Origin of the sequence: Anaerobacillus sp., from assembly GCF_046314235.1 — a bacterium.
GTDB lineage: Bacteria > Bacillota > Bacilli > Bacillales > Anaerobacillaceae > Anaerobacillus.
This window is the reverse complement of record NZ_JBKBWN010000003.1, coordinates 372018-388945: the sequence shown is the minus strand read 5'-3', so window position 1 is coordinate 388945 and position 16928 is coordinate 372018. Positions and strand designations below refer to the sequence as shown.

Annotated in this window: 14 protein-coding genes and 1 other annotated feature; of the genes, 3 read left to right on the top strand and 11 right to left on the bottom strand. The window is 37.4% G+C overall.

Annotation, left to right across the window (positions count from 1 at the left end; translation table 11 throughout):
- Positions 1-37 precede the first annotated feature (37 nt).
- Entirely contained in the window at positions 38-859 is an 822-nt protein-coding gene (locus ACK4M9_RS06060; RefSeq protein WP_409848697.1) for an alpha/beta fold hydrolase, read from the top strand.
- Between the two features lie 161 nt (positions 860-1020).
- Here the strand turns inward: ACK4M9_RS06060 and ACK4M9_RS06055 are convergent, their stop codons facing one another.
- From ACK4M9_RS06055 to modA, 7 genes are all read right to left on the bottom strand, one after another.
- Complete coding sequence (locus ACK4M9_RS06055) at positions 1021-3432, bottom strand: penicillin acylase family protein (protein ID WP_409848696.1); 2412 nt, start codon at positions 3430-3432, stop codon at positions 1021-1023.
- A gap of 80 nt (positions 3433-3512) precedes the next feature.
- Positions 3513-3758, bottom strand: a complete 246-nt coding sequence (locus ACK4M9_RS06050) for a hypothetical protein (RefSeq protein WP_409848695.1) — start codon at positions 3756-3758, stop codon at positions 3513-3515.
- Between the two features lie 226 nt (positions 3759-3984).
- Complete coding sequence (locus ACK4M9_RS06045; RefSeq protein WP_409848694.1) at positions 3985-4443, bottom strand: hypothetical protein; 459 nt, start codon at positions 4441-4443, stop codon at positions 3985-3987.
- A 414-nt stretch (positions 4444-4857) separates the two neighbouring features.
- Positions 4858-5541 (bottom strand): DUF421 domain-containing protein, encoded by a 684-nt coding sequence (locus tag ACK4M9_RS06040; RefSeq protein ID WP_409848693.1) that lies wholly within the window; start codon positions 5539-5541, stop codon positions 4858-4860.
- A 124-nt stretch (positions 5542-5665) separates the two neighbouring features.
- Positions 5666-6490 (bottom strand): hypothetical protein, encoded by an 825-nt coding sequence (locus ACK4M9_RS06035; RefSeq protein WP_409848692.1) that lies wholly within the window; start codon positions 6488-6490, stop codon positions 5666-5668.
- 198 nt (positions 6491-6688) lie between these two features.
- Positions 6689-8344, bottom strand: coding sequence for a glutamine--tRNA ligase/YqeY domain fusion protein (locus ACK4M9_RS06030; protein ID WP_409848691.1), 1656 nt, complete (start codon positions 8342-8344; stop codon positions 6689-6691).
- Between the two features lie 63 nt (positions 8345-8407).
- Positions 8408-8656: a binding site (T-box leader), on the bottom strand.
- A gap of 65 nt (positions 8657-8721) precedes the next feature.
- Complete coding sequence (gene modA / locus ACK4M9_RS06025; RefSeq protein WP_409848690.1) at positions 8722-9498, bottom strand: molybdate ABC transporter substrate-binding protein; 777 nt, start codon at positions 9496-9498, stop codon at positions 8722-8724.
- A gap of 415 nt (positions 9499-9913) precedes the next feature.
- Here modA and ACK4M9_RS06020 point away from each other — a divergent pair, with 415 nt between their 5' ends.
- Together ACK4M9_RS06020 and ACK4M9_RS06015 are read left to right on the top strand one after the other, a co-directional pair.
- A complete protein-coding gene (locus ACK4M9_RS06020) occupies positions 9914-11101 on the top strand; it encodes a glycine C-acetyltransferase (protein WP_409848689.1) in 1188 nt (395 codons plus the stop codon).
- A 42-nt stretch (positions 11102-11143) separates the two neighbouring features.
- The gene (locus ACK4M9_RS06015) at positions 11144-12094 is read left to right on the top strand and encodes an L-threonine 3-dehydrogenase (protein WP_409848688.1); all 951 of its coding nucleotides are present in this window, start codon (positions 11144-11146) and stop codon (positions 12092-12094) included.
- A 170-nt stretch (positions 12095-12264) separates the two neighbouring features.
- Here ACK4M9_RS06015 and ACK4M9_RS06010 read toward each other — a convergent pair whose 3' ends face one another.
- The 4 genes from ACK4M9_RS06010 to ACK4M9_RS05995 all read right to left on the bottom strand — a co-directional run bounded on the left by ACK4M9_RS06010 (position 12265) and on the right by ACK4M9_RS05995 (position 16896).
- The gene (locus ACK4M9_RS06010) at positions 12265-13035 is read right to left on the bottom strand and encodes an alpha/beta hydrolase (RefSeq protein WP_409848687.1); all 771 of its coding nucleotides are present in this window, start codon (positions 13033-13035) and stop codon (positions 12265-12267) included.
- A gap of 23 nt (positions 13036-13058) precedes the next feature.
- Positions 13059-13853 carry an endonuclease/exonuclease/phosphatase family protein gene (locus tag ACK4M9_RS06005; RefSeq protein WP_409848686.1) on the bottom strand — a complete coding sequence of 265 codons (795 nt, stop codon included), beginning with the start codon at positions 13851-13853 and terminating at the stop codon, positions 13059-13061.
- A 160-nt stretch (positions 13854-14013) separates the two neighbouring features.
- Positions 14014-15414 carry a DUF5643 domain-containing protein gene (locus tag ACK4M9_RS06000; RefSeq protein ID WP_409848685.1) on the bottom strand — a complete coding sequence of 467 codons (1401 nt, stop codon included), beginning with the start codon at positions 15412-15414 and terminating at the stop codon, positions 14014-14016.
- A 273-nt stretch (positions 15415-15687) separates the two neighbouring features.
- Positions 15688-16896 carry a hypothetical protein gene (locus ACK4M9_RS05995; protein WP_409848684.1) on the bottom strand — a complete coding sequence of 403 codons (1209 nt, stop codon included), beginning with the start codon at positions 16894-16896 and terminating at the stop codon, positions 15688-15690.
- Positions 16897-16928 lie beyond the last annotated feature (32 nt).

Here is a 16928-nt window from a genome sequence, read left to right as displayed (position 1 = left end):
TAAAATTGAAGTTAGTATATTAAGAGGGGGGATGGGCATGTTTTTTAAGTTTGAGCAAGGGTCCTTATACTATGAAATATATGGACAGAATAATAAGGCGACATTAGTATTTTTTCATGGCGTTGCAATGAATCACGAGACGTTTGAATTTCAAATTATTGAACTTGAAAAGTATTACCAAGTAATAGTTATTGACCTACCAAACCATGGTCAATCGTCACATTTAGATACCGATATACCTTATTCAAAAAAGTGTGCAGATATAGCTGTTAGTCTATTAAATCATCTTAAGATAGATAAAGCTATTTTAGTTGGTCAATCACTTGGAAGTTTTATAGTACAACATATAGCTCATTCATATCCAAAGAAGGTAATTGCAACTATTCATATTGGTGGTGCCGGACTTTATCCTAAGAGTAGTTTTTTCTTGAAATCACTTATCCCTTTCATAAAGCCACTCATTACACTCATCCCAAGTAAGCAAATGTTTACAATGTTTGCAGAACATAAAGCGTTACAGGAACATACTAAAAAGTATTTGAAAAAAGTGTCAACACAAACAGGGAAAAATGTAATTGTTCATATTACAAAAGATATGCTTCGAGATATGGTAGAAGGTATTCCCACTCCCATTCAACAGCCAACTTTAATTATTTTTGGGGATCATGAAGCATCATTCGTAAAGAAAATGAGCATTAAATTCAATGACACTTTAAAAAATAGTAATCTAATAATAATAAAGGATGCTCACCATATTGCAAACCAAGATAATTCGACTGAGTTTAATAGAGAATTAATTGCATTCAGTGAGGAAGTAATAAAGCAGAATAAAAACATAAATACTAGACAACAGTTATAATTTATTATCACCATAGGCGTAGAATCTTCTTTTCCAAATAAAAACGAGTAACATCAAAATAAAGGCACGAAGAACTGTTTTCTTCGTGCTTTTTTACAATGCAAAACATTGCATAATTTAGTGCTGAATGTTGTGTATTTAAAAGTTTAGGTGCCTGGCACCTATTCACTACCTTTCGGGAGAAGCTGAAGTTTTTTGCCTGTTGCTTGGTAAACTTGTGGATCAAGGTTCGTTTCATGATGCTTCCCTGTTGTCCAATCGGTGATTTGGTTGTCATACCATCGACTTGTGACGTGACCGGATTGGCCAGGGGTGACAACATGGTAACTCTTTGATAAATCTGATAAGTCCATAACGCCTCGCCACCCTGCACCGTGGGTAACTTCACCGCTCTCCAAATTCCAGGAAGCTGCCATAACAGTAACCGAGCTGCCGCCTACTTGTTGCTGCTTTGGATTAAATAAATGATGTAAAGGAGAAATCGATGCTAATGGATGTTTGAACTTCACTTGGTGGAAATTGCCCCATGACCATTTATCGATGTTCGAGCCTTGTAATTCACTAGCGCGGTCGATGGCTTGTTGGAACGATTTAACGACAACCTCATCGAAGCCTCCTTTTCGTTCAAGCCATGGACTAACATCTCCATTTGAAGCACGGCGAATGAATTCATCGGCGACAACTTTACTGTCCCTAAAGTGCTTAAACATTCCGTCTTTAAATCGGTTATTAAAAATTTGGTCTGTAAAAGTAGCGATCCATAAATGATGAATGAGTGGCGCAGCAAGATTGATGTCATCAAAATAGTTCCAGTCCTTTAGTAAAGCAATCGCCCTTTGATCAATTTCTCTTAAGTTATCACCCTTTTCTAGAGAAGCTAGTAAAAGAGGTAACATTTCCTCTGCTTGTAGATTTTTTTGGTCAAATTGAAGCGCCTTCATATCTTCGACTGTAAAAATTTCTTTTTCATTCAATACTTCTAAAATCCGTTTTTGCCGAAAAGGTTGGGCCCAGCTATGAGAAATGTGATAAGGATAGTCGTCTCCTGCGACCTTATTGTTGGCCGTAGCAATCATCCCATTACTTGGGTTAACAACTGTTGGCAACTCTTCCCAAGGGATATAGCCTTCCCATTCATACTCATCTGTCCAACCTGGTACTGGGACTAATGCTTCATTATTTTTGCGAATTGGAATTCGGCCATTGGCTCGATAGGCGATCGTCCCATCCTTAGAAGCAAAAACAAAATTTTGCGCAGGTGCCTGAAAATAAGTCAATGCATCTTTAAATTCATCCCAATTCGTCGCTTTATTATAGCGTAAGACCGCTTCTAATTCTGGTGTTGGCTCATGGGCGGTCCAGCGTAGCGAAAGCGCTGTATCACGACTATTATCATGAGCGAATTCAGAAATGACTGGTCCGTGTCGAGTGATAATGATCTCATAATTTTCAGGTGTTTCCTTTCCTTTAATCACTATTTGTTCTTCAATAACAGTAGCCTCTTGCCACTCACCCATATACTCAAATTCATATTGATTAGCAGGATTGCGTTTTTCAATATAGAGTTGTTGCACATCTGGTCCTACATTTGTTACACCCCAAGCGATATTCTCGTTATGACCAAGGATAATTCCTGGAATTCCCGCGAAAATAACCCCTGTGACATTGACTTCAGGTGATTGCAAATGTGTCTCATACCAGATCGAAGGGGTTGCCAACCCTAGGTGAGGATCGTCAGCAAGTAACGGCAGCCCTGTTTCTGTTCGGTTACCCGCAAGAACCCAGTTATTACTACCATTTTCGGGATTCGGGACGAAGTGGCTCGCAATTGTCTCTTTAAAATCTAGTTGATGTGCCTTTAAAACATCCAAAATCGTTGGCGCATCTTTCGGGTAACTCGGAAATAAGTCAAATGCTTCTTCCTCTGTAAAGTTCTGAAGAACATATTGACGGAATAATTGATTATGCCAATTTCCCCCGAGGTCATAAGCCATATACTTACCTAGAGTTAGTGAGTCAACTTCGGACCAATCCTCTGGCTCATAGCCCATAAACCGAAATTCAATGGGCAATGTTCCTTTTTCCTTTGCCTCTGAAATAAAGGCATTTACTCCTTGGGCATAAGCCGTAAGCGCTAGAAGGGCATCGTCTGATAGGTGATCAATTGTCGCTTCGGCTGCTCTTCTTAGTCCAAACGTTCGAAAATATTTGTCATTGTTTAATGTCGCCTCGCCAATAACCTCACTCAATGTTCCTGACGCCTGCCTTCTTCCTAAGTCCATCTGAAACAAACGATCTTGAGCGGTCACGTACCCTTGTGCAAAATAAAGATCGTGCTCATTGTTAGCTTCGATGTGAGGAACACCATTAGGATCTCGCCAAACAGCAACTGGTTCATGAAGTCCAGACACTTGTACAGTTCCTTCTAGCTTCGGTAAAGGTTTTTTAAGTTGGAGATACCCCCAGAGGGCCATTGCTAGAAGGATCATGACGATTAAAACAATACATCCCAAAATCGCTTTTTTTAAAATACTTCGTCTCTTTAGTGGTTGCTTTTGAATCGTAACTTCCAAATTTTTTCCCCCTAATCCATACTGTGCATCCTATGTTTTATTATTACTTGAAAATTCTGAAAAAACAACTTAAAACTTCCTTATTTTTCAAGACTAATTTCTTGGTTTACTCCTTCAGCAATCTTTTCACCGAAGTTATAAACTCTAAAAAAAACAGGTGATTCATTACATGAGTCAGAAAGAAACGGACATACTATTTCTTGAGGAGCAGAGATGCTACTCACTACCAACTCCAGCAGCGTTTGAATGTTACGATCAATAACATTAGGAAGTTCGATTGTACCTTTAATGAGGTGATTAGCTTGCAGCATAACCGGAAATTTCAAGATTGTTCTTAACAATAATGAAATGAGGTGTCTGTGGGAAACAATAATCGATACGACCCCAGAAAATAAGCTCGTTGGATGCGGTAAGGAAGATGGTCACATTACGTTGACCATCTTCTTTTTGTGCTGCTTGCTTGAAATCGTTTCTTTTATGATCGATAGTTTCATCATAAAAAAGAAGGTATTACGCCAGTCGTAATACCTCCTATCTTCTTATTGTTTTCTTCTACCCAATAAATAACATCATCGCCACAAACGAAATAATCGGAAGTGCACCAAGTAACGCGACGCCAATGAATGATAACGTATTGACAAACGCTTTAGATTGGTTATCGATTTCGTTGATCGACATGACTCTGCCACGCAGTAAGATTACATTTATTACCGCAAAAACGAATACGAGAAGGATCACTCCAAATGGTAAGATAATATCACTTACTTCTCCAGTCCCAGCTGCTTCTCCAAGCTGAATAAAGCCAAAAACAACTAATAAAATTGGGATAATTTCAATAATCGGCACTTTTATAAAGAAACGGCTCATTTCTTTTTGAAAATTTTCTTGGGTGACGATTTCCTTACGCTCAATTCTTTCTTCAACAACTGCCATTAATTGCTTATAAGCAAATAAAATTCCAATAACAGCTATTAACGATGCTAGCACAAAAAACCAAGTTGGGTTTGTCATAAGATCACTCACTTTCGAATTTTTTTATACAGGAATTCCTAAATCAGTCTTACTATCGGACTAGGCCTTTATGTTAAACACCCCTCCAAATCTCTAACTCTTTAAATCGATTGAAATCTTTTTTTTAAACTGATTTCCAGATTTTCTTCCTGATTTATTAAAAAACTAACACCTATTTTAACATAAATTACCTGATCGTCTAATCATATATACAAATCTTCTCAAATAAATCCGTAATTCGATAACTAAAAATAAGCACATGCAAATCATTCTAGATTTACTTTTCTATGCTGAAAGAAAAAACATTTACCAGTTTTTTTCACTTGGCTGTTTTCCTTTTTAAGAGGCTCAAGAACTCGAAGATTCCCCCAAAAAAATAAGCTGCGATTTCCATCATGAAAACCGCAGCTATCCCTATATATAAGTACTCACATACATCTGGTCGCCTTCGAGCCACTCGGCAAAGAATACTTGCTCTGGTTTGACAATCCCTTTTGCTGTTAGCTGGCGCTGCAGCCACTGTTCGTCGTACCCTGCTTGTTTTAAATTATCCCATAAAACCTCTCCATCACTTATGACAGCAATTGGCATATAGACAGGTTCCGGTTTTAAGTTCAAATCTTTTTTTGTTGGCTTCTCGTATTGTTGCTTTCTCATGACATTAACCGTACCATTTGCTTCTAAAATCGCAAATTCTACTTCCCGAACTGAAAATACATCCTTATCACGGAGTAAGTGCTGAAGTTGGTTAATGTCCAATTTATTTTTCTTTAATTGATGACGGTCAATTTTGCCATTTCGGATGACAATTGCCGGGTTCCCCTCTAAAATTGACCGGGTTTGTTTAAACCTTTGCGTTACCCATTCTAACAAATAAATAAACGTTCCCCATAAACCAATCGCATATAAGACATAGCGAACACCTATATCCTTGCTATAAATGGCATTCCCGATTAATTCTCCCAGAACGAGCGCAGAAACAAAATCAAAGGGTGTAAGCTGGGTGATTTGCGTTTTCCCTAATAATTTTGTTACGAGAAACAAGGCAAAAAATCCAACGATGAGTTCTACAGATAAATGATAAAAATTCGTATTCACTTCTTTCGCCCCACTTTAAATTATGACCTCCTCATTTTTGACAAAGAGTTTAAATGCTAAACACACATGTCAAAACGAATGGATCATTTTCTATAGCTAGGCTCAAAAATACAATATACATACCTTACTGGACCTGAATAACGAGAGCATATCCCTGTGCAGGGAATGATTCGAGAATGTGACCGTCTGTCCATGCAGCAACAGTATCACCGACGTTTAAGTCTTTCATTTCGATCGTTTTTCCTTGACTATCCAAGATGAGCGTTGCTTCATCGACTGAAAAGTAAATTTGGTCTTCGATTAACAGTGAACTACCTTCTATACTCATTATTTTACCAACAATGTAAGGATCAGCTGTTGGTACACCATTATCATCTACCGAACTCATCAACCCTTCCGTGATGTTTAGGATTGCTTCATTTCCTTCTATAATTTCATTAAGTAAATCTAAATTTAAGTCAGCTTTTGTTGATACAAAAAGATCAATTCGATTTTCCATTTCATCGATTCCCATCGAAAACACTTTGCGGTTCGTAAGTAAGTCATCAAGTGAGTTTAATAGTTCATTTGTGATTGTTTCAAGTGTCTTATATGAAAATTGGGCAGGCTTTAAGGTAATCATAAATTCACTACCACTTGCACTTCCATTTTTTTCAGCAAATGCTACTAGTTGATTAGCAACTTCTTCATTAAAATAGTCTTCTTGAATAAGCATTACGACATGGGTGCTTGGATCGTGGAGTAAGTATAAGCCTGAATAAGCCAGTTCATTTAGTTCACTTGCCGCAAAATCTCGGACAACTCTAACTGCTTCATCTTCTGATCTTACTGGAATTTTCACTTCATATTCACTTTGAGCTCCTGGATATCCTGTCTTTTTGTCGCCCTCATTCCCTTGACCACAGCCTATTAATCCAAAAAACATTACGATTATCAATAAATATCTCATAAGCCCGCCTACTTTCTGCTTTCCTATTTTAAATATTAGACGAGAAAAAAAGAGGAAAGGTTTCAAATAAAGAAGAGACTGCCCCCATAACTTTCAGCGTACCTCAAAATGCAACTATCGCAGTATCCTTGTAGACAATCTATTTCTAGTTGACGAAGTTACTGATGGATTGCATTTGGACAGCCTCCCCACTATTCACTATCGCTTCCAGGAGTCTTTCAAAGGAACTATTCGATTAAAAACTAAACGAACTTTTGTTGTATATTTTGTATCTACACAGAAATAACCGTGTCTAATGAATTGAAATTTCTCTTCTTGCTTCACGTCTTTTACCGAAGACTCAATCATACAATCTTTCAAAATGACAAGTGACTCAGGATTTAGTTTTTCCTCCCACGGTTTGCCTTTGTCTTTGCCAATCTCATCAGTAATAATTAACCTGTTGTAAAGATGAACATCCGCTTTGATACCATGCTCAGCAGAAACCCAATGAATCGTCCCTTTTACTTTTCTTCCTTTAAAACCAGTGCCACTTTTCGTCTCTGGATCATACGTACAGTGCAGTTCTCGGATATTGCCAGTTGCCTCATCTTTAATCACATCATGACACTTAATAAAATAAGCCCCCATTAAACGCACTTCAGTACCTAGCGTTAAACGTTTAAAGCCCGGAATTGGTACTTCCATGAAGTCGTCGCTCTCAATATAGATAACTTTCGAAAAAGGGACCTCTCGATTACCTAATTCTCCATTTTCACTGTTATTTTTGACAGGCAAAGGCTCTATGTGACCTTCTGGGTAATTGGTAATGACAACTTTTAATGGGTTCAGCACCGCCATTTTACTGACGACTTCTGCTTTTAAGTCAGCACGTAATGATTGTTCAAGCATGCCCATGTCAACAAATGTTTGTTGTTTTGGAATCCCAATCTCTTCAATAAAGCTTTTAATACTAGAAGGCGTAAATCCTCTTCTTCTTAAGCCACGAATCGTCGGTAATCTTGGATCATCCCAGCCATCTACGTAAGCCCCAGTAACTAATTCTCGTAAATAACGCTTACTTGTAACTACTCCGGTTACATTGACTCTGCCAAACTCTCGTTGTTTAGGCGGATCAGCAATATCTAACTCTCTTAAAACCCACTCATATAAAGGGCGATGCTCCAAAAACTCATTTGAACATAAAGAGTGCGTAATTCCTTCTATGGCATCTTGAATCGGGTGGGCAAAATCATATAACGGATAAATACACCAACTATCACCTGTTCGATAGTGTGGCGCGTGAATAATTCTGTAAAGTACTGGATCTCGCAAGGTGATATTCGGTGAACTCATATCAATTTTTGCTCTTAGAACCTTGGAGGCATTTGCGAACTCGCCATTTTTCATCTTCATAAACAGCCCGACATTTTCTGCTACAGAGCGATTTCGGTAAGGACTATTTTTTCCACCTTCAGTAAGTGTCCCTCGATACTCGGTTATTTCTTCTGGTGATAAATCACAAACATAGGCCTTACCCTTTTTAATTAGGGTCAGCGCTGCTTCAAATATTTCCTCCGAATAATCAGACCCGTAAAATACTCGACCATTTGTGTTATATCCTAACCAATCGATGTCTTCAATGATAGCATTTACATACTTCATATCTTCCTTTAACGGATTAGTGTCATCAAAACGAAGGTTGAAATGACCTCGGTATTTTTGGGCAATCATATAATTCGTGTGGACCGCAAATAAACTTCCAATATGAAGGTAACCATTTGGCTCTGGTGGGAATCTCGTACAAATTGGTCTTGGAAAAGTATTGGCGCTCAAATCATCTTCAATTAACTTTCCTAAAAAATTTTCGCTCATCTTCAAACCCTCTCTCCTATTTTTTAGACAAAATAAAAAAATCCCACCCCCAAGACGTAAAGTCTTGGGGACGAGATTTCAAATTCGTGGTACCACCCCTGTTTATTAATATGTCACCATATTAACCTTTTCAGGTACGGCAATCAGCATATACCCTAGCTCTATAACAGGAGCTCCTGTCACACCATCCCCGATTAGGTTCCAATGTGCTGCTCAGAGGCTTGTTTCGAACGTTCATTCTTGCTCCTTTTCAGCTACCGGAGCTCTCTGCTAAAGAATTAAACGATCTACTCTTCTCATCATCGCATTTCATATTTTGTTCATAGTATCACCAAAAATAGGGAAATGTAAATAAATATTTCATGAAAAGTTTCAAGTCACTCTACCGGTACAACAAACCCATAGCTCTCCATGATCGGCTTGCCAATTGGTCCTCTAATAAAATCAATAAATGCTCTCGCTTGTTCTTCATGCTTTGTTTGTTTGATGACAGCAATCATTTGTTCTAATGGTGCGTGCAGCTGATCATCAATCAAGGTAAAGTTGACTTCTTCTTCTTTCACTAACGAAAGTGCAATGATCGCCACTTCGACGTTACCCGTTTCAACAAAAGTTAATGTATCTGAAATATTTCGGCCAAATACAAGCTTATCTTCAATCGTTTCCCATACCCCAGCATTTTGTAACGCTTGCTTTGCCGCTAATCCATAAGGAGCGTGGTCAGGATTAGCAATTGCCACCTTTACAACAGCTGACTCTACTAATTGTTCAAGCGTTTCTATTTTAAGTTGTTGATCAACCTTAGTAGCAAGTCCAATTCGCCCTAGAGCATAAAGCATTTTTGTATCGCTTACGACTAATTCTTTTTCATCTAATTGCTCAATAAACTGTTTATTAGCAGCTGCAAAAACGTCGAAAGGCGCACCGTGTTCAATTTGGTCAGCTAACTGTCCTGTTGAACCAAATGAGAACGTAACTTTTATACCTGTTTCCTCTTCAAATACCTTACCTACTTCAGTGAAAGCCAGGGTTAAATCTGAAGCAGCGGCAATATTAAGTTCAATGTTTTCTGATTGCGTGTTGTTGCAACCAACAGCAATCAGACTAAACAACAATAAGCTAATAACTATCATTTTTAATTTAATTAATCTCATTCAATTCCCCTCTTACTCTCTAAAATAGTCGACTCTTTTCTGTCCAACCTATTCTACCATAAAACATTCATGATTTTCCGCTCAACCTTGATTGAAACTATCTCCTGATAATGTTTCAACGAAATGGTTCATTTGATACCAAGAGTTTATATGTTGAAAGGCCCTTTCGAGTTTAATTGTCAACATCACTCTATTTGTCCATTCCAAAAAGACAAACTTCCCCCTTATGTAAACGATTTAATCAAACTACAAAAATATCATTTTTTTCCTAAGAATTTGTCTTTTCTAGGTAAACAAAACGAATTAATTGTGATAAAATCATTTATACAACGTAGAAATATTAACATAAGAATTTCATTACATGTACGCTCAGCGTGTACATTTATCTTTTCAGGAATAACAAGGAGGAATTAATGTGGCTAAAGTATTAGATAGCTTTTTAAAAGAAAACCTCGATGACCTAAAATCAAAAGGATTATTCAATGTTATCGATCCCTTACAAAGTGCCAATGGGCCAATGATTAAAATAAATGGAAACGAGCTAATAAACTTATCTTCAAACAATTACTTAGGGCTAGCAACTGATGAGCGCATGAAGGAAGTGGCTTTAAAAGCCATTAAAGAATTTGGTGTTGGTGCTGGCGCTGTTCGGACCATTAATGGAACATTAGAGCTTCATACTGACCTTGAAGAAAAAATTGCTGAGTTCAAACATACAGAAGCTGCAATTGCCTATCAATCAGGCTTTAACTGCAATATGGCTGCTATTTCTGCTGTTATGGATAAAAATGACGCCATTCTTTCAGATGAATTAAACCATGCTTCAATTATTGATGGCTGCCGTCTTTCAAAAGCAAAGATCATTCGTGTAAAACACTCGGATATGGAGGACTTACGCGCAAAAGCAAAAGAAGCGGTTGAATCAGGACTATATAACAAAATAATGGTGATCACTGACGGTGTCTTTTCAATGGATGGCGATGTTGCCAAGCTCCCTGAAATCGTTCAAATTGCTGAAGAATTCGATTTGATCACATACGTAGATGATGCTCACGGTTCAGGCGTTTTAGGCAAAGGTGCTGGTACTGTTAAGCACTTTGGTCTCTCTGATAAAGTTGATTTCCAAATCGGTACACTTTCAAAAGCGATTGGTGTTGTCGGTGGTTATGTGGCTGGTAAAAAAGAGTTAATCGAATGGTTAAAAGTTAGAAGTCGACCGTTCCTATTCTCTACCGCTCTTCCTCCTGCTGATGTCGCAGCTTGTAAAAAGGCCATTGAAATCTTAATGGAAAGCACTGAACTTCATGATCGCCTTTGGGAAAACGGTCATTACTTAAAGAAAGGCTTAAAAGAGCTTGGCTTTAACATTGGTGAAAGTGAAACACCGATTACACCTTGTATTATTGGTGATGAAAAATTGACGCAGCAATTCAGTCGACGATTATATGAAGAAGGTGTTTACGCAAAATCAATCGTCTTCCCTACCGTTCCTCAAGGAACAGGTCGTGTTCGTAATATGCCAACAGCTGCGCATACACAAGAAATGCTAGACAAAGCAATCGCTATTTACGAAAAAGTAGGGAAAGAATTAGGGGTTATTTAAACTCTGAAAATCACTTCACTACGGAAATAGGGGGTAATCGATATGAAGAAAATCTTACTAACTGGTGCATTAGGGCAAATCGGTTCGGAACTTACGGTTAAATTACGTGACATTTACGGTGCAACTAATGTTATTGCTACGGATATTCGTGATAATGGTGGTCTTGTCGTTGAGTCAGGTCCTTTTGAAATATTAGATGTAACAAACACAGAAGCGATGTTTGAAGTAGCAAAAAAACATCAGGTTGATACCGTCATTCATTTAGCTGCTTTACTATCAGCAACAGCTGAAAAAATGCCGCTACTTGCTTGGAACTTAAATATGGGTGGACTTGTGAATGCTTTAGAGGTTTCTAGAGAACTAGATTGCAAGTTTTTCACACCTAGCTCGATTGGTGCCTTTGGACCATCAACGCCAAAAGATCAAACACCACAAGATACCATTCAACGTCCAACGACAATGTATGGCGTAAACAAAGTATCAGGAGAACTTCTATGTGACTATTACTATCACAAATATGCTGTAGATACGAGAGGGCTTCGTTTCCCTGGCTTAATCTCATACGTTACCCCACCAGGTGGCGGTACGACTGATTATGCAGTTGACATTTACTATAAAGCAATTGAAGAAGGTCGTTACACTTCATACATTGCTAAAGGAACGTACATGGATATGATGTATATGCCAGACGCTCTAAATGCGATTGTTGATATGATGGAAGCCGACCCAACAAAGCTAATCCACCGCAACTCATTCAATGTAACAGCGATGAGCTTTGAACCTGAACAAATTGCCGCAGAAATTAAAAAACATATTCCAAACTTCGTTATGGATTATGACGTTGACCCAGCAAGACAGGCGATTGCCGATAGCTGGCCAAACGCCATTGACTGCACAGCAGCAAAACAAGAATGGGGCTTCAAATCAGAATATGATCTTGCAAAAATGACCGTTGATATGTTAAACAAGCTAAAAAAAACGGTATCGGTTTGACAAGCAACCAATAGACAAATCTAATGATAAAAATCAGATGATTTAATCATTTGATTTATCTATAGAAAAGGCATAGAGAATTCTCTATGCCTTTTCTTTGTGGTTTATTTTAGTGAATTCACTTTTTGCGAGACTAGTAAAGCAACAAAGACTGCTTCATGCCGCACTAATCAACTGAATAAATACCTAAAAATCTCGGGAACTCGCTTTCGCCACGCGTCTTCATTGTGAAGAGCATCTTCAATTATCTCGAATTGGCAATCACTTACTTTATCTTTCAAAATTGCATAAATATCTCTACTTGATTGAACATAACGCTCACCATCAATCGTTTCTGTCGCTTCCTTTGTACCGATATCCATATAAAATTTTTCTATAGATGATAGATCGCTTTCCCTAATAAAGTGTTCAATTTCCTCTTGATTAAACCAATAGGCGGAAGAAACTGACGCTACTTTTTTAAAGATCGTTGGGTAAGCACAAGCGGCATATGTAGAAATTAAGCCACCCATTGAACTACCAGCCATCGCAGTTTCAGCTTGCTTTGTTCGATACTTTTCATCAATCATTGGTTTTAGTTCATTGACGATATAATCAATATATTGTTGACCTTCGCCACCAATCTCCTCGGAAAACATCGGGAAAATTTTACTCATCGTTGTACTTTTCCAAGGTGAATATTCATCAAGTCGTTTAAAACCCTCGGTATTGCAATCGATCCCAACAACAATAACCTCAATCTCACTTTGATCAAGATAATCAGCAATTCCCCAACAAACACCGTACCCGGCATCCTCATCTCTAAATAAGTTTTGTCCGTCATGCATATAAAGAACTGGGTACGCTTTATCTTCGTTTTCGTAATAATCATTTGGTAAATAGACTCGCACCGTTCTTTTGCGGTTAAACGGTTTCATTGTTACTTCAAAATGTTCGAACATAATTGGCTCCTTTTCTCCTCTTATCAGCATTCCTTTATCAAGAGATCTACTCCGTAATGATCAGATATCACCGGCTTATTTTCCCCGTTAAAAATAACTTTTGAACTTTGCACAGCAATAGGCTGATTTGTAAAAATATAATCTAACCTTAAATCATCGGTGTTTTTCGCCCAACCAGTTATTTGACCAGGTACCGTTATTCCTCTATCCTTTTCGTTGGCTAGTTGAAACGTATCATAAAAGCCTTTACCAACTAAATAATCGTAACCTTCGTTTCGAACAGCAGCATCATTGTTGAAGTCGCCCATCAAAAAAATGTGTTCATTTTCTGGCAGGAATGTCATCAACTTATCCACTTGAGCTTTAAACGGCTCGTCCTCATCGTTCCACCAGCCAAGGTGACAGGAGTAAAAGGAGACCGGCTTTTCATTAATATGCGTCGTTATCCCAATAATGTTCCTCGTTTTCCAACTATACTTACTTTGAGACTCGGTAATAAAAAACGATGGACTACGTTCTATTTTATGCTTTGTTAAAATAGCCACACCCTCTTCGTAAAACACAAACCCAATATGTGAAAATGCCCAAACATATGTATAAGTACTGACACCTAACTTTTTTAATTCGTTTAGGAGGACGTAGACAAAATTATCTTTCTTTATCTGTCCATCAACCTTTTTTGCGATTATTTTTTGACTCACTTCCTGAAGTGCTATAACATCATAGTCATTTTCTTTGATCGTAGCTGCTAAAATTTTAATCTTATTAAGCTGATCTTCCTCTTGCCACGAATGACAATTTAGCGTTAATAACTTCATGATTTAGTCTCCTAACTCTGCTGATGCACGTTGTTGTAATTCGTCCCCTACTCTAACATTTTTTTGCAGGATGGACAAAGGTTTCTGTTCGGATCTCGTTTCACTATTTTCCCACAGTATTGACAGGCTAAAGGCTTAGGACCAGGAAGTTCCTTACGCTCTAATCCAATGAAACCTTCAATCTTTCATTTAAGCTTGTTTCTATCGTATATCCTTCAATGTAGAGAAAAGTAGGTTTAAACGGTGCGCTCCCCTTTTCAGTAGTAATTTCAAAAAAATGTTCTGTTGTAAAGTACCGTAAAGGTGAAGCCCCTTGATAAGCTAAAGGATCCTGCACTTGACCAGTATTATCAAGCCATACTCCCTCACCCGAAGTGGCTACTTCATAAAGGTTATACTCACCATCAAAATGAAAATATGAAGAATTAATATTTAAAAAATTGTAGTCACGTTTAGGATGGGCGTCTTCTATAACTAATATTTTTGTCGGATTTCCCACTTCAATTTCTGCAATTGTAATAGATTCGCCCATGTATGTAAAAGTATGAGGTACGTTACGATAATCAAAATCAATTTTCACTTGATTAGCGACACTTTGGTACATATTTGCAAAGTAAATTTCAACGTCTTTTGGTCTGTTGTAAAAGATGCTATCAAAAGAAATTGTTCTACTTAGAATATCATCGAATAATTCACTATGTTCACGCTGCTTTTCATACCTTTTCCCATTTGCTTCAAGATGAGAAAGATTAATATCAAGATTGTGCTCATTACTATTATCGTACTTATATTGATACGTTACCGCTGTCTTAGTTGGGCTAACAGTGATCTGAGTTAAATCCACATTTACTCCATTTAGCTGTATCGTTTCATTTAGCGGGTAAATTAATTGTTCACGTTTTTTGATTGGTACTTCGAGTTCCCACACACCTTCAACAACAACCTGGTTTGTAGGGGCATACCACTCGATAGAATAGGGTTCAATCGTTGGATCTTTGCTACGGTATACCCTGTTAATGCGAATTGGGATCGTTTTTTCCTCTTCCAACAATGATAACAAAAACAGTTCTCCCCTATTAACGCCATCTCCGTCATTTTTCATAAAAAACGGCCTTACCATGTTCGAATCTATGTCTATGTCTTCGATGTCTACATAAAAGTTGTGCGCGTTTTCTAAATCCTTAATTTCAAAATATACTATCGTCTGTTCTTCATCTGCAGCTGCATGGGTGATGGTAAATTCGATGTTATTGCTTACTGCAGTAACGTCAACGACTTCACCGAAACTTGCTTGTTGCGAACTTAAAAAGTCAAGTCTGCCAGTAACCATTGCTACAATAGCTAAAAGCATAATTAACGAAACGATAGCAAGAGCTGTCCTTTTCGAAAAAAAGTTTGGCATCTTCGGTCGTTGTCTTTGTATATCATTTATTACCGTATACAAACTTTTCGCGCAATCATCACAAGCGTCAATGTGCATCTTTATTTTCTTGTAATCTTCGAAACTTAACTTCCCTTTATGATAATCTAACAGCTTTGATTTTACAGATTTACAGTTCAAAAAGATCTCTCCTAGTGCAAACGTTTACCATAATATTACCATAATAAAAAAGAAAATCACGAGCTGAATTTCTATATATACAAAACATTCATTATTTTCCAATCAGCACCCAATGAAATATCGGTCGAGTCCTTTTTCTTCGCTGTTACCCAGTTCCTGTATAAGAGGCTTGCTCAAGAACTCGACCAAATTTTTTCACAGAAAAAAGCCAATATCCCTTTTGTAAAGGTCGTTATTGGCTTTTAGCCCTAGTTATTCTTTTGACGTGTTGCTCTACTCATTTTTTATCACGAAATCTAGTAAATATTCGTATTCTATAGGGATTTTATGAATTAAATCAAAGGATTGATTATTAATCACTAGGAGATTGCCATCATTATTTGATGTTGATTCTAGTAGATAAATTTCTTCATTTATCGTGTCTTGATATAATATTCGGTACGAATTATCTTTATCTATATAACTTTTATCAAGAGGAGTAAATGTTGGCTCTCCTATCAATGACAGCAGCCCTAATGTTATCCCCGCGGTTTCGCTATAAAGATAATGTAGGACAACTCCATCGCTAATTAAAAGTGTCCCAAAGCCGTCGATATTATAATAATAATCTTGAGGCAACAAATCATTAAAAGGTTCGTATGTAGAATAATTATTTTCATTATCTAACACAAAAATCTTCCCTGCATTCCCAATAATATAAGCATATTCATCTGTTGCGTATAATGGAAAAAATTCTGTCGATTGCCTATCAAAGTTCGTATACTCTACTAAACCAGTTTGGCTATTAATCAGCGCTACAAAAGCGTTTTCAGCGATTCCAGCATCATTGACTTGACCGTTACCAGCGTAAATGACTGTATCACCCGACTGTAAAATTGGAGACCAATTTGGTGGATATCCATACTCCGTTTCATAGCTTTTTTCAGTTGTGTAGTTTGAAATTGACATATTAAATAGGCCTGTTTCTGGATCATAGTTTTGATCACCTGTCTTATATGACACAATTGTTTGGAATAGAACGTCAGGACCATAATGCTTTATATGATCTACTCCCACGTCATAGTTAAAATATTCTATATCAACCTTGTTAAATCGCTGTTGGTCAATATCAAAGGTATAGTACCAATTATTAATGACAGCCTCACCAAACAAGGAAATATACAACTTATTAATTTCGTTAGGTTTCTGATGAATTTCCATACGTCTAAATTCATCGTCTTTAATTTCATATACCTTCATTACTTCTCCATCAGTAGTTACTTCTTTAACTAAAGTAGCCCCTTGTGAGACCCTTGAGTCAGCTGGATAGAATAATAAATAACTTTCTTTTGTACCACTTCTGTCTGCTGTTGGATTAAAGTTTTCAATCCCATTAACTACAATTCGCTCGCTGTTAACATCTACGTTATTAAAAAGATAATTAAATAGTATCATTACTAGCACTACTATCGTGGTTATAACAAGAAGTAATTTCTTTTTCATAATTCCTCCACAAACTTTAATATGGAGAATCA